Origin of the sequence: Bosea sp. PAMC 26642, assembly GCF_001562255.1 — a bacterium.
Lineage (GTDB): Bacteria > Pseudomonadota > Alphaproteobacteria > Rhizobiales > Beijerinckiaceae > Allobosea.
On sequence record NZ_CP014301.1, the window covers coordinates 2,585,183 to 2,598,490 of the forward strand.

The 13,308-nt window shown below is 65.7% G+C and carries 13 protein-coding genes; 10 read left to right on the plus strand and 3 right to left on the minus strand.

The features are described from left to right. The first annotated feature begins 295 nt into the window (after positions 1 to 295). Genes AXW83_RS12490 through AXW83_RS12510 form a run of 5 tightly spaced genes read left to right on the plus strand, consistent with a single transcriptional unit; the run spans position 296 to position 5,296 of the window. Entirely contained in the window at positions 296 to 943 is a 648-nt protein-coding gene (locus AXW83_RS12490; protein ID WP_210179702.1) for a hydrolase, read from the plus strand. Positions 944 to 976: 33 nt separating this feature from the next. Continuing rightward, positions 977 to 1,252: a DUF1427 family protein gene (locus AXW83_RS12495; RefSeq protein WP_066613952.1), complete on the plus strand. Its 276-nt coding sequence runs from the start codon at positions 977 to 979 to the stop codon at positions 1,250 to 1,252. Continuing rightward, positions 1,252 to 3,243, plus strand: coding sequence for an amidohydrolase (locus AXW83_RS12500; RefSeq protein ID WP_156639995.1), 1,992 nt, complete (start codon positions 1,252 to 1,254; stop codon positions 3,241 to 3,243). The genes AXW83_RS12495 and AXW83_RS12500 overlap by 1 nt, the downstream gene beginning before the upstream one ends. A gap of 2 nt (positions 3,244 to 3,245) precedes the next feature. After that, complete coding sequence (locus AXW83_RS12505; RefSeq protein WP_066613954.1) at positions 3,246 to 3,665, plus strand: DoxX family protein; 420 nt, start codon at positions 3,246 to 3,248, stop codon at positions 3,663 to 3,665. Next, complete coding sequence (locus AXW83_RS12510; protein WP_066613955.1) at positions 3,662 to 5,296, plus strand: MFS transporter; 1,635 nt, start codon at positions 3,662 to 3,664, stop codon at positions 5,294 to 5,296. The genes AXW83_RS12505 and AXW83_RS12510 overlap by 4 nt, the downstream gene beginning before the upstream one ends. 141 nt (positions 5,297 to 5,437) lie before the next feature. Here AXW83_RS12510 and AXW83_RS12515 read toward each other — a convergent pair whose 3' ends face one another. From AXW83_RS12515 to AXW83_RS12525, 3 genes are read right to left on the minus strand one after another with little or no spacing between them, the layout of a single operon-like run. Next, positions 5,438 to 5,989, minus strand: coding sequence for a DsbA family protein (locus AXW83_RS12515; protein WP_066613956.1), 552 nt, complete (start codon positions 5,987 to 5,989; stop codon positions 5,438 to 5,440). After that, complete coding sequence (locus AXW83_RS12520) at positions 5,986 to 6,495, minus strand: redoxin domain-containing protein (protein ID WP_066613957.1); 510 nt, start codon at positions 6,493 to 6,495, stop codon at positions 5,986 to 5,988. Before AXW83_RS12520 ends, AXW83_RS12515 begins: the two co-directional genes overlap by 4 nt. A 51-nt stretch (positions 6,496 to 6,546) precedes the next feature. Further along, complete coding sequence (locus tag AXW83_RS12525) at positions 6,547 to 7,065, minus strand: Dps family protein (protein WP_066613959.1); 519 nt, start codon at positions 7,063 to 7,065, stop codon at positions 6,547 to 6,549. A gap of 488 nt (positions 7,066 to 7,553) precedes the next feature. Between AXW83_RS12525 and AXW83_RS12530 the strand changes: the two genes are divergently transcribed. The 5 genes from AXW83_RS12530 to AXW83_RS12550 all read left to right on the plus strand — a co-directional run bounded on the left by AXW83_RS12530 (position 7,554) and on the right by AXW83_RS12550 (position 13,302). After that, positions 7,554 to 9,434 (plus strand): sensor histidine kinase, encoded by a 1,881-nt coding sequence (locus AXW83_RS12530; RefSeq protein ID WP_066613961.1) that lies wholly within the window; start codon positions 7,554 to 7,556, stop codon positions 9,432 to 9,434. Beyond that, positions 9,431 to 10,087: a response regulator transcription factor gene (locus tag AXW83_RS12535; protein ID WP_066613963.1), complete on the plus strand. Its 657-nt coding sequence runs from the start codon at positions 9,431 to 9,433 to the stop codon at positions 10,085 to 10,087. Before AXW83_RS12530 ends, AXW83_RS12535 begins: the two co-directional genes overlap by 4 nt. A 119-nt stretch (positions 10,088 to 10,206) precedes the next feature. Further along, positions 10,207 to 10,608 (plus strand): response regulator transcription factor, encoded by a 402-nt coding sequence (locus AXW83_RS12540; protein ID WP_066613965.1) that lies wholly within the window; start codon positions 10,207 to 10,209, stop codon positions 10,606 to 10,608. Positions 10,609 to 10,975: 367 nt separating this feature from the next. Next, positions 10,976 to 11,818, plus strand: coding sequence for an alpha/beta fold hydrolase (locus AXW83_RS12545; protein WP_066620414.1), 843 nt, complete (start codon positions 10,976 to 10,978; stop codon positions 11,816 to 11,818). A 143-nt stretch (positions 11,819 to 11,961) separates the two neighbouring features. Next, on the plus strand, positions 11,962 to 13,302 hold the full coding sequence (locus tag AXW83_RS12550; protein WP_066613972.1) for an amidase: 1,341 nt from the start codon (positions 11,962 to 11,964) through the stop codon (positions 13,300 to 13,302). Positions 13,303 to 13,308: the final 6 nt, after the last annotated feature.

Here is a 13,308-nt window from a genome sequence, read left to right on the forward strand (position 1 = left end):
CGCCTCAACCGAAACGCGATGGGTTACGCAGGGCCGCTTCTGCAACATCAACTCGTAACATAGCGATCTCCCCTGCCGATCGCAGCGGACTACCGGATCGCCTTGCCTGTCTTGGATAAAGTCGCGGGAATTTGGACCTGCGCGCGACCGTGACCGCAGCAGCTGGCAACGCTGTCGACCGACGCCATCGCGCCAATCGTCAAAAGATCGTTCGATCAGACAAGACGGGCGGGCTGGCAGACAGCACCTTGCCGGCGCGAAATCCATCTTCGGCAAGGCAGGACTTACCATGGCAATCAAGGCGACACCCACCCCCGGCCCGACGCTGGTCAGCCCCAAGGATCACACGCTGATCATGATCGACTTCCAGTCGCAGATGTCCTTCGCGACGAAGTCGATCGATGCGACGCTGCTGCGCAACAACGCCGCGCTGGTCTCGCAGGCGGCAACCGGTTTCGGCGTCTCGACCATCCTGACGACCGTCGCCGAGAAGAGCTTCTCCGGTCCGATGTACGAGGAGATCACCAGCGCCTTCCCCGGCCAGAAGCTGATCGACCGCACCTCGATGAACACCTGGGAAGACGCCAACGTCATCGCCCGCGTCAACGAGATCGGCAAGGATCGCATCGTGCTCGCCGGCCTGTGGACGAGCGTCTGCATCGTCGGGCCGGCATTGTCGGCGCTGGCGCAGGGCTATGAGGTCTACTTCATTGCCGACGCTTGCGGAGACATTTCGGACGAGGCGCACACATGCGCGATCGACCGCATGATCCAGGCCGGCGCACGGCCGATGACGGCACTGCAATACCTGCTCGAACTGCAGCGCGACTGGGCCCGCACCGAGACCTATGAGATGACCACCGGCATCGCCAAGAAGGTCGGCGGCGCCTACGGCCTCGGCATCATCTACGCAAAGTCGATGTTCAACGCGCATGAGGCCTGACTGCCCTTCGCGGCGGCGACCAGGGAGATCACGTTGAAGATGTACATGCTCTCCCTCGGCGCCGGCCTTCTGGTCGGCGTCATCTACGCCCTGATCAATGTGCGCTCGCCAGCGCCGCCGGTCGTGGCGCTGGTCGGCCTGCTCGGCATCCTGTTGGGCGAGCAGTTGCCGCCATTGGTGAAAAGCCTCTGGGGCAAGGAGCCGCCGGCGCAGTCCTGGCTGCATCAGGTCAAGCCGCACATGTTCGGCGATTTGCCGAAGGGCGCGAAGCCAGATCGCGATGACACCCGCTCCGAGGAGCGCGGCTGATGCCCACACGCCGCGCAGTTCTCGGCGACCTCGCTTTGTCTGGCCCTACCTCCTCTGCCCCCACCGCGGGGCCCGCTTCGACGACTGGAGACAAGCCCATGACTACCGACATCATGACCGCCGATCTCATCTTCCACAGCGGACTGATCACCACGCTCGATCGCTCGAACCCGACGGCAAGCGCGGTCGCGATCAAGGACGGCCGGTTCATCGCCGTCGGCGGCCAGGCCGAGGTCATGGCACATGCCGGCCCGGAGACGAAAATCATCGACCTGAAGGGCAAGCGCGCGCTGCCCGGCCTGATCGACAACCATCTCCACATCATCCGCGGCGGGCTGAACTTCAACATGGAGCTGCGCTGGGACGGCGTGCGCTCGCTGGCTGATGCGATGAACATGCTCAAGCGCCAGGTCGCGGTGACGCCGCCGCCGCAATGGGTGCGCGTCGTCGGCGGCTTCACCGAGCATCAGTTCGCCGAAAAGCGCCTGCCGACGATCGACGAGATCAACGCGGTGGCGCCTGACACGCCGGTCTTCCTGCTGCATCTCTATGATCGCGCCTTGCTGAACGGCGCTGCGCTTCGGGCCGTGGGCTACACCAGGGATACGCCGAACCCGCCGGGCGGCGAGATCACGCACGACGCCAACGGCAACCCGACCGGGCTTTTGCTCGCAAAGCCCAATGCCGGCATCCTCTATGCCACGCTCGCCAAGGGACCGAAGCTGCCCTTCGACTATCAGGTCAACTCGACGCGCCATTTTATGCGTGAGTTGAACCGGCTTGGCGTTACCGGCGCGATCGATGCCGGCGGCGGCTTCCAGAACTACCCCGACGACTACGCCGTCATCCAGAAGCTCGCCGACGAGAACCACCTTACCGTCCGCCTCGCCTACAACCTGTTCACGCAGAAGCCGAAGCACGAGAAGGACGACTTCCTCAACTGGACGAAGACCTCCAAGTACAAGCAAGGCGACGACTATTTCCGCCATAACGGCGCCGGCGAAATGCTGGTCTTCTCCGCCGCCGATTTCGAGGATTTCCGAGAGCCACGCCCCGATATGCCCGCCGAGATGGAGGACGATCTCGAAGGCGTGGTGCGCATCCTGGCCGAGAACCGCTGGCCCTGGCGCATGCACGCCACCTATGACGAGACGATCTCGCGCGCCCTCGACGTGTTCGAGAAGGTCGACCAGGACGTATCCCTCAAGGGCCTAAACTGGTTCTTCGACCATGCCGAGACGATCTCGGAGCGCTCGATCGACCGGATCGCGGCGCTGGGTGGCGGCGTCGCCGTGCAGCATCGCATGGCCTTCCAAGGCGAATACTTCGTCGAGCGCTACGGGCTGGGAGCCGCCGAGGCGACCCCGCCGGTCGCCCGCATGCTGGAGAAGGGCATCAAAACGTCGGCCGGCACGGACGCCACCCGCGTCGCTTCCTACAACCCGTGGGTCTCGCTGTCCTGGCTGATCACCGGGCGCACCGTGGGGGGCCTGCGCCTCACGCCGGAACGTAACTGCCTCGACCGCGAGACGGCGCTCAGGATGTGGACCGAGAACGTCACCTGGTTCTCCAACGAAGAGGGCAAGAAGGGCCGCGTCGCGGTCGGCCAGCTCGCCGATCTGATCGTGCCCGACCGCGACTTCTTCTCCTGCCCGGATGATGAGATCTCCTACATCTCGGCCCTTTTGACCGTCGTCGGCGGCAAGGTCGTCTACGGCGCGGGCGACTTCGCCAAGCTCGACGAGAGCGCCCCGCCGCCCGCCATGCCAGACTGGTCGCCGGTCCGGACCTTCAAGGGCTACGGCGCCTGGGGTGAGCCGGACGGTGCCGGCAAGAACTCCCTGCGCCGCACCGCGATGAACTCCTGCGGCTGTGCCACCGACTGCGGCGTGCATGGCCACGACCATGCCGGCGCCTGGGCCAGAAAGCTGCCCATCGCCGATCTCAAGAGCTTCTGGGGCGCGCTCGGCTGCGCCTGCTGGGCGGTCTGAAGGTGACAGCGTTCAGACAATCCGCCGCCGCGCTCACGACGCCGTCGGTCCGCTGGCTCGCGCTGCTCCTTCTCTGCGCTGCCTATATCCAGGGTCCGGTTACGAAGATCCTCGATTTCAACGGCGCGATCGCCGAGATGACCCATTTCGGCCTCTCGCCCGCGCCCGTCTTCGCAGTCGCCGTGATCGCCTTCGAGCTCGCGGCCTCGGCCCTGATCCTTGCCGGCATCCTGCGCTGGCTCGCGGCGCTTGGCCTGGCAGGCTTTACGCTGATGGCGACCTTCGTGGCGTTGCGCTTCTGGGAGATGCCGATCGGCCAAGAGCGGATGATGGCGACAAACGCCTTCTTCGAGCATCTCGGGCTGATCGGCAGCTTCCTGCTTGTCGCCTGGCACGATCTGCGTGACGAGGCCAGCCCATGAACGCGCCAGAGACCAAGCCGGCGCCCGCCTCCAGCTTTGCGCCGCTGCGTCGGCGCGTTTTCGCCGTGCTGTGGGCTGCGACGATCATCGGCAATGTCGGCAGCTTCATGCGCGACGTCGCCAGCGCCTGGCTGGTGACGGACCTCTCGGGCGCACCGGCCGCCGTGGCCCTTGTCCAGGCGGCGGCGACGCTGCCGATCTTCCTGCTCGCGATTCCCGCTGGCGTTCTCTCCGATATTCTCGACCGCCGCAAATTCCTCATCGCGATCCAGATTTTGCTGGGCTGCGTCAGCCTCTCGCTGATGCTGTTGTCCACCGCCGGGCTCCTGAGCGTCAGTTCGCTGGTGGGCCTGACCTTCCTTGGCGGCATTGGCGCCGCGCTGATGGCACCGACCTGGCAGGCGATCGTTCCCGAACTGGTCGAGAAGCCCAATCTGAAGAGCGCGGTCGCGCTCAACTCGCTCGGCATCAACATCTCCCGCGCCATCGGCCCTGCACTCGGCGGGCTGATCCTTGCGGGGCTCGGCGCCGGCTTCACCTATGGCGCCGACGTCCTGAGCTATGTCGTCGTCATCGGCGCGCTGATCTGGTGGAAGCGCGCGCCCAATGCCGACGATGCACTGACAGAGCGTTTCACCGGGGCCTTCGTCGCCGGCCTGCGCTATGCGAAGGCGAGCCGCGAACTCCATGTCGTGTTGTTACGCGCCGCGATCTTCTTCACCTGCGCCAGTGCGGTCTGGGCGTTGCTGCCGCTGGTCGCGCGCAACCTGCTTGGTGGCGGTGCCGGATTCTATGGCGTGCTGCTCGGAGCGGTCGGAGCGGGTGCCATCATCGGCGCGCTGCAGCTGCCACGCCTGCGCGCCCGGCTCGACGCCGATGGCCTGCTGCTGCTGTCGGGCATCGTGACCGCGGCGGTGATGACCGCCCTCGCCTTCGGGCCGCCGCAATGGCTGGCGGTCATGATCCTACTGCTGCTCGGGGCGGCCTGGATCATCGCGCTGACGACGCTGAACGGCGTGGCTCAGGCAATCCTGCCCAACTGGGTGCGCGGCCGCGCTCTTGCCGTCTACCTGACCGTCTTCAACGGCGCGATGACGGCCGGCAGCCTCGGCTGGGGCGCCGTGGCCGAAGCCGCAGGCATCAGCGGAACCCTTTTTATCGGTGCAGCGGCGCTTCTGGTCGCTGCCTTCGTCATGCACCGCGTCAAGCTTCCCACCGGCGAAGCCGATCTGGCGCCATCGAACCATTGGCCCGAGCCGCTCGTCGCCGCCGCCGTCGAACACGACCGGGGGCCCGTCCTGATCCTGATCGAATATCATGTGCCCGCCGCCGACCGCGACGACTTCGTCAAGGCGATCCACGAACTATCGGTCGAACGCCGTCGCGACGGCGCCTATGACTGGGGCGTCACGGAGGACACCGCCGACCCCGAGAAGCTGGTGGAATGGTTCATAGTCTCCTCCTGGGCCGAGCATTTGCGCCAGCACAAACGCGTCTCCAGGGCGGACGCCGACCTGCAGAAGCGGCTCGCGCGCTTCCATGCCGGAGAGAACGGCCCGGTCGTGCGGCACTTCCTCTATCTCAATCCGCCGACGCGGTCGTCCCGGACAGGCAGGGCCCCGGCGGCATGAGGCTGCAGCGATAGACCGAGCACACACCCCTGCCGGCAGTTATGTCGGCTGCCCGCCCGGAAAACGCATAAAGGCAAGGCCGGCGGCGCAAGATCCTTCGCCGCCAGCCCCGCCACGCTCGCGTTGCGACCGGTTCGGCTTTTATCGGCGGGACGTTGCTGGCCGCTCGCCGGCGTGCACGGCCTGGCCCAGGGCTTCCACCAGGCTCTCGACATCGCGATCGCCGTCGTAGCGCAAGCCGTTGATGAAGAGTGTCGGCGTTCCATTCACGCCGCTTCGGACGCCGCCCATGAAATCGCCTTTGATCTTCTGGTCGAAGCGGCCGTCGAACCCTTCCGCGACCGCGGCGGCATCGAGGCCGAGCCGGACTCCGTAAGCGAGGAGGTCGTCGTCGCTCAGGGCGGTCTGGTTCTCGTACAGCATGTCGTGAGCTTCCCAGAACTTGCCGATCCCCGCCGCCGCCTCGGCGAACTCGGCGGCGCGAACGGCATGAGGATGCAGTTCGGCGATGGGGAAATTGCGGAAAACGAAACGCATCTCCTGGCCCATGGCCTGCTGGACGGCTTTCATGACCGGGTAGGCCTCTCCGCAAAAGGGGCATTCGTAGTCGCCGTACTCGACAAGAGTCACGGGAGCATCGGCCGGGCCCTGCGCGTGATCCTGCGGGCCGACGGGAATGGAGAGGCGGCTCATGATTGAACTCCCTGGGAAAGTGATGGTGAGGCGAGCTTGTCCAGCGCATCGAGAATGCCGTCGGCGCCGGGATTGATGCCGAGGGGCGAGACGAAACTCCAGGCGATGACGCCCTTGGCGTCGAGGACGAACAGCGCCCGCTCGGTCGTCCCCTCCCCGTCCCGGTAGACGCCGTAGCTTCGCGCCACCGCGCCCTTGGGTTCGAAATCGGCAAGCAGGGGGAAATGCAGCTTGCGCTGTTCGGCGAAGGCCGCATGGCACCAGACGCCATCGACCGAAATGCCGACGAGCTGGGCCCCTAAACGGTGAAATTCGGGAAGAATCTCGTTGTAGAGCGCCATCTGGTCGCCGCAGACCGGACTCCAGTCGGCCGGGTAGAAGGCGAGGATCGCCGGCTTGCCGCGCAGATCGTCGAGCGAGACCTTCTGGTCCGGCGTCACCGGCAGATTGAAGGCCGGGGCGGCGCTTCCGGGGGGCAGCGCCGTTGCGGGGTACGACTGGGACATGGCAAGCCTTCTCGAGCGATCGAATGGAATTGCGAGATGGGACGGCCGAGCTCAGCGCGCCGGGCGTGTGATCTCGTAGAGGAACCAGCTGCGACGCTCGGCCTCGTCGATCCAGACTTCGATCAGGCTTGTCGAGGCGACGTCGTTGTGGCTCTCGCAGACGCCATGGGTCGCACGCAGGAAGCCGGTCAGCCGACGATTGTCGTCGGCGAGCTCGGCCAGCATGTCCTGCGGCGTGACATAATCGGCATCGTTGTCGAGCAGGCGCTGGATGCGGTTGATTTGGCCGATCGAGCGCAGGGTGGTGCCGCCGACCTTGCGGGCCCGTTCGGCGATGGCGTCCGTCGTCGAGAAGATCTGGTCGCCCTGTTCGTCGAGCATCAGGTGGTAGTCACGGAAATGCGGCCCCGAGAGATGCCAGTGGAAGTTCTTGGTCTTGAGATAAAGCGCGAACATGTCGGCGAGCAGGCCGGTCAGCGAAGCGGCGATGTCCGTCGTTGCCTGCGCACCGAGATCGGTCGGCGTGCGCAGGGCAGCGGTTCTACGAAGCTGAAGGGAAAGATCGGTCATGAGGGATCTCCTGAACCCGGCGGGCCATGGTGGAGGCTGCCGCGACGGTTGCGGACCACCGGGAAGAGGCTCTCCGGAGGACCGGGCCTGATGGCCCGATGGAGTGGAGAATAAGGGGGTGCGTGGCTCGCCTGTATCGGCCGATCGTTTCGTTGCCTCATACGTCGGTTTAGTCCCGGCGCCCGTAAGGCCGTCGCCGAGGCGCATGTCGCAATCCCGGCCGGCAGTGCCGCCATGCAGTCTAAACCCCTGTATGATGTTCCCGGCCGCCCGGGTCGGTCAGAACGTCCCGGCTGACGAATTCCGGCCAAGGATGACGAAAATGTTCAAGCGCGGGCGGGCACGATGACCTACGTTCCAGCTTGGGAAGCTCCCACGCTCCAAGGCAGATTCTGTTTATGTCGTCTCTTGCGCTCGTCGATCCGCGACCGCCGCGTCCGCCTTCGCCACGCAAGGCCGGAAAGGTGGGCTCGACATCGGGATCGCGCATGACGCGTACCGCATTACGCGTCGCAGCCGCGCTGCTCGCGCTCGGGATCTTCCTGATCGATACGCTGACCCCGCTCGAAGGCGCGGTGGCCGTTCTCTATGTCGTCGTTGTCCTGCTCGCCGCGCGGACATCGCGGCGTGGCGACATTGTCGTAGCCGCCGCCGGTAGCATCCTGCTCACCGTCGCGGCCTATGTCGACAGCCACGGACTGACCCATGCCGGCTCGCCGACCTTGCGAGCGCTCGTCAGTCTGTCGGCGATCGGCATCACCGCTGCTCTCGCGCTCCAGAACCAGCGCGCGACGGATATGCTCTCCGCTCAGGCCAGGCTGCTGAACCTCTCGCATGACATGATCTTCGTGAGAGACAGTTTCGGCGTGATCACGTTCTGGAACAGCACGGCCGAGGAGGTCTATGGCTGGCGGTCTCGCGAGGCGGTCGGCCGGGTGGCGGATGAACTGCTCGAGACACGCTATGCCGAGCGACGCGAGACGATCGAGGCAGCCCTGCTCGGGACGGGGCGCTGGGACGGCACCCTCGAACAGCGGACCAGGACCGGCAGCACCCTGATCGTCGAGAGCCGCTGGGCCGTGCAGCGCGACCAGCTCGGCCGGCCCATGGGCGTGCTCGAAACGCACACCGATGTCACCAGTCGCCAGGCAGCCCATGCCGCCCTCGTCCAGAGCGAGCGGCGCTACCGCCGCATGTTCGACGCCAGCCGGATCGGCGTCGTCCAGGAGGACTGGAGCGACATCAGGGCCGAACTGAACGCCCTTGGCCTTGCGAACGCGACGGCGCTCGGAGCGCATCTCGCCAGCCATCCGGACTTTATCGAACGTGCCCGCAAGCTGACGAAGATCGTCGATGTGAACCCCGCATTTCTTTCGATGGTTGCGGCAGACAGTTCATCCCGCTTTCTTGAATCGGTCGACAATATCCTGTGTGAAACCGACAGGACTTTCGCCGCAGCGCTGGCGGCATTCGCCCGAGGCGATGCCTTCCACGAGGGCGAGACCGAACTTGTCGGGATCGACGGGCGCCGCGTCCCGGTGCTCTTTGCGATCACCTTTCCCGGCGTCGATGACGGCGACGGCAACGTCCTCGTTTTCGTCATCGACAACACCGAGCGCAAGCAGGCCCAGGATGCCGTACTCGCAGCGCAGGCCGAGCTCGCCCATGCCGCCCGCGTCGCGACGCTGGGCGAACTCACGGCCTCTATCGCCCATGAGGTCAACCAGCCGCTGATGGCGGTCGTGACCAGCGGCGAGGCCGGGATGCGTTGGCTGCGCCGCGAAACGCCCGATCTGCACGAGGTCGAAACGGCAATCGGACGCATCGTCTCGGAAGGACGCAGGGCCAGCGAGATCGTCAAGCGCATTCGCGCTTTCCTCAAGAAGGCACCGGCACAGCAAAGCGAGCTCGGCATAGCCGCGATCATCGAGGAGGCGAGCCAGCTCGTGCAGCGCGAACTCACGCGCGAACGCGTCGAACTGCGCATCGAGATCGAGTCCGGACTGCCGGCGATCATGGGCGACCGGATTCAGCTCCAGCAGGTTCTGGTCAACCTCATGGTAAATGCCGGACAGGCGATGGCCGACCAGGCGGGGCCGCGCCTGCTTTCGATCGGTGCGACACGCTCGACCCCCGACAGTCTTACGGTCACGATCCGCGATTCCGGACCCGGCATCGCCGAAGGCGATCTGGCTCGCCTGTTCGACCCCTTCTTCACGACCAAGCAGCAGGGGATGGGCATGGGGCTTGCGATCTGCCGGACGACGACGGAAGCTCATGGCGGCAAACTCTCTGTCGAGAGCGCGCCGGGCCAGGGCGCGACCTTCCAGGTCACGCTCCCGGTATCGCAGGACGGCATGACACCATGATCAGGCAGACATCGGCGAGGGCCGCCGCCTCCACACCCCCAAGTCAGCCCGTCGTCATCGTCGTCGATGACGACCTTGCCGTTCGCGAATCCCTCGACAGCCTGTTCCGGTCCATCGGCATTCAGACCCGGCTCTTCGGATCGCCGGCAGAACTTCTTCAGGGTTCGCTTCCGGACTTGCCGGGCTGCATGATTCTCGACGTACGCCTCCCGGGCATCAGCGGGCTGGATTTTCACGATCAGCTCGCCAGGCACGGCATCGACCTGCCGATCATCTTCATGACCGGTCATGGCGATATCCCGATGACGGTGCGGGCGATGAAGGCCGGCGCCGTCGATTTCCTGTCCAAACCGTTCCGGGATCAGGACATGCTCGACGCGGTGACCGCAGCGATCGAGCGCGACAAGCAAAGACGGACGCAGGCCGACGCGAAGAATCACCTTCGCGCCGAATATGAGACGCTGACGCCGCGCGAGCGTGAGGTCCTGGCCCATGTCGTGTCGGGGCTGATGAACAAGCAGGTCGCCGGCATGATCGGCCTGAGCGAGATCACGGTGAAGATCCATCGCGGCAACGTCATGCGGAAGATGGGGGTGCGTTCGCTCGCCGATCTCGTGCGCAAGGCGGAAGCGCTCGGCATTTCCCGACCTTGAGGGGTGTCGCCTCCAAACCAGTGTATGATTTCCAGGGTCGCGGCAGGGGTCCATACAGGATCGCAGCCGCGCATCGGACGCTCCCTTCGGGCGACTTAAACGCGCGAAGGATTTTGCCTATGACCGGCTCTCCCACGATCGCGATCATCGACGATGACGACGGGGTTCGCACCTCGCTCGCCAGCCTCGTGCGCTCGCTCGGCTACGACGTCCGCAGCTATGCCTCGGCGCCCGCATTCCTGAACGATCGGGAGATCGGCGACCCCGACTGCATGATATCCGACATCCAGATGCCGCAGATGACGGGGGACGAGCTGCAGGCCGAACTGATCGCAGCCGGCCGCAGCTTCCCGATGATCTTCATGACAGCCTTCCCGACCGAAGCAACGCGAAGCCGCGTCATGGCGGCGGGCGCCTGCGCCTATCTCGACAAGCCCGCTGACGGCGATGCCATCGCCCGCTACCTTGCGGCTGCGCTCGATCACAGCCGCGCATTGCAAGCGCCCCCGCAGTCAAGCTGACACAACACCTTCGTATAGGCCACCGAAGCGAACGTAGGATGTTCGATCGCGAACCATCATCCTAGCTTTCATCGTCAACCCGCTCTGGAGACAAGAATGAGCACGATCAAGACGACGAAATGCCTCGGGACGTTTGACCGGGACTGCGGAACGAGAAGCTTCGGCCCGATGAGCCGCACCAGCGCCGAGCGGCCGGCCATCGCCAGGGCACGCTAGGTCGGCCATGTCGAATCTGGACCCCAATCCCAATCTCACGCGGCGCGACATCGTCGCCGGAGTCGCCGGCATCGCTGCCGCGACGTGGCTTCCGTCAGAGGCCTTTGCCCAGAACCAACCACCCCACCAGCTTTCAAGAGGAGAGACGAAAATGAGCAGCGGTTTCGTGAAGACCAAGGACGGCACCGAGATCTTCTACAAGGACTGGGGCCCCAAGACGGCCCAGCCGATCGTTTTCCACCATGGCTGGCCGCTGTCCTCGGACGACTGGGACGCGCAGATGCTGTTCTTCCTCGCCAACGGCTACCGCGTCGTCGCCCATGACCGGCGCGGCCATGGCCGCTCGACACAGGTCAGCACCGGCAACACCATGGACCAGTATGCCGCCGATGCGTCGGACGTTTTCGAGCATCTCGATCTGCGCAACGCGGTCCATATCGGCCATTCGACCGGCGGCGGCGAAGTGGCGCGCTATGTCGCCAAACACGGCCAGCCCCAGGGTCGCGTCGCCAAGGCCGTGCTCGTCAGCGCCGTTCCTCCGCTGATGCTCAAGACCGAGAAAAACCCCGGCGGTCTGCCAATCGAAGTGTTCGACGGCCTCCGCAAGGCGCTCGCCGACAATCGCGCGCAGTTCTATCTCGACGTCGCGTCGGGTCCCTTCTACGGCTTCAACCGGCCGGGCGCGAAAATCTCTCAGGGTGTGATCCAGAATTGGTGGCGCCAGGGCATGATCGGCGGCGCGCTGGCTCATTACGAGGGCATCAAGGCCTTCTCGGAAACCGACCAGACAGAAGATCTTAAGGCGATCACCGTGCCGACCCTCGTGCTCCACGGCGAGGACGACCAGATCGTCCCGATCGACGACAGCGGCCGGCTTTCGGTCAAGCTGCTCGCCAAGGGCACGCTGAAGACCTATCCGGGCTTCCCCCATGGGATGCTGACCACCCATGCAGAGGTGATCAATCCCGACCTGCTCGCCTTCGTCAAAGGCTGACGGCTCCTGATACACGCAAGGGAGAGCGGATCATCGTCCGCTCTCCCTTTTTCGCGAGTTCGGCGCATGCACCGGCGTGCATGGATTTCTCGGCCACGCGGCGATAAGCCGAGAGTTCGAGTCACGCCGGGAAGACGACGATCATGCACACGCTGCAGCACTGTGCCGAAGCTCTTGCGGACGGCACCTTCACAGCACGGTCCCTCGTCGAAGACTGCCTCGCCAAGATCGCCGATCCGGCCGGTGAAGGCTCGCGCGCCTTCATCTCGGTCTCGGCAGACGCCGCGCGTGCCTCGGCTGACGCACACGACGCGCTGCGCCGCGCCGGCCGAGCGCCCGGCCCTTTCGCCGGCATCCCCTTCGCGGTGAAGGACCTCTACGACGTGGCCGGCGAACGCACGATGGCGGGCTCGCGCGCGCTGGCCGACGCAGCGCCGGCAAAAGCCCACGCGCCCACGATCGCGCGGATGCTGGCAGCGGGCTTCATTCCCATCGGCCGCGCCAACATGACGGAATTCGCCTATTCCGGCATCGGCGCGAACCCGCATTACGGCACCCCGCTCAGCCCCTGGGACCGGGCTTCGAAACGCATCCCCGGCGGTTCCTCCTCAGGTTCGGCCGTGGCGGTTGCGGACGGCATGGCGCTGGTCGGGCTCGGCAGCGACACCGGCGGCTCGTGCCGCATACCCGCCGCACTCTGCGGCATCGTCGGCTACAAGCCCACGGCCCGGCGCGTGCCGCTCGACGGCGTCGTGCCTCTGTCGGGAAGTCTCGATTCACTCGGCCCGCTGGCGCCCAGCGTCGCCTGCTGCGCCATCGTCGATGGCGTGCTGGCTGGCGAGTTGCCCTCCCCTCCGGCGGCACGCCTCGTTGCCGGGCTGCGTCTCGCGATCCCCGCCCAAATCGTGCGTGACGGTATGGATCCGACGGTCGCGGCTGCCTTCGACAAGGCGATCGGCAGACTGAGCCGGCTCGGAGCGATCATCACCGATGTTGATTTCGCGCCACTCGACGCCATCGGGCGCGCGACGAGCAAGGGCGGCTTCGCCGCGCCCGAGGCCTTTGCCTGGCACCGGGAACTTCTGGCGGCGAAGCAGGAGCTCTACGATCCGCGCGTCGCCAGCCGGATCGCGCTCGGCGCGCAGGTTCCAGCCGCCGACTATCTCGACCTCATCAAGGCACGCCGCGAGATCATCGCGGCAATGGATGCCGCGACAGCCGGCTATGATGCGCTGCTGATGCCGACCTGTCCCGTCGTCGCGCCGCGTCTCGACGAACTGGAGCAGGACGCCGAATATTTCCGCCTCAACGGGCTGCTGCTGCGCAATCCGAGCCTCGGCAATTTCCTCGATCGCTGCTCGATCAGCCTGCCATGCCATGCGGTAGGCGAAGCGCCGGTCGGGCTGATGCTGACTGGCGAGACCGGCGGCGACCGGGCGCTTTTCGCCATCTCGGCAGGCGTTGAGGCCGCGCTTCGGTCATAAGGACGG

Bases quoted from the DNA above. Each gene is read 5' to 3' on its own strand.
- AXW83_RS12500 (WP_156639995.1), top strand. From the start codon at position 1,252: ATGCCCACACGCCGCGCAGTTCTCGGCGACCTCGCTTTGTCTGGCCCT.
- AXW83_RS12545 (WP_066620414.1), top strand. From the start codon at position 10,976: ATGAGCAGCGGTTTCGTGAAGACCAAGGACGGCACCGAGATCTTCTAC.
- AXW83_RS12535 (WP_066613963.1), top strand. From the start codon at position 9,431: ATGATCAGGCAGACATCGGCGAGGGCCGCCGCCTCCACACCCCCAAGT.
- AXW83_RS12525 (WP_066613959.1), bottom strand. From the start codon at position 7,065: ATGACCGATCTTTCCCTTCAGCTTCGTAGAACCGCTGCCCTGCGCACG.
- AXW83_RS12550 (WP_066613972.1), top strand. From the start codon at position 11,962: ATGCACACGCTGCAGCACTGTGCCGAAGCTCTTGCGGACGGCACCTTC.
- AXW83_RS12540 (WP_066613965.1), top strand. From the start codon at position 10,207: ATGACCGGCTCTCCCACGATCGCGATCATCGACGATGACGACGGGGTT.
- AXW83_RS12530 (WP_066613961.1), top strand. From the start codon at position 7,554: ATGACGCGTACCGCATTACGCGTCGCAGCCGCGCTGCTCGCGCTCGGG.
- AXW83_RS12520 (WP_066613957.1), bottom strand. From the start codon at position 6,495: ATGTCCCAGTCGTACCCCGCAACGGCGCTGCCCCCCGGAAGCGCCGCC.
- AXW83_RS12510 (WP_066613955.1), top strand. From the start codon at position 3,662: ATGAACGCGCCAGAGACCAAGCCGGCGCCCGCCTCCAGCTTTGCGCCG.
- AXW83_RS12515 (WP_066613956.1), bottom strand. From the start codon at position 5,989: ATGAGCCGCCTCTCCATTCCCGTCGGCCCGCAGGATCACGCGCAGGGC.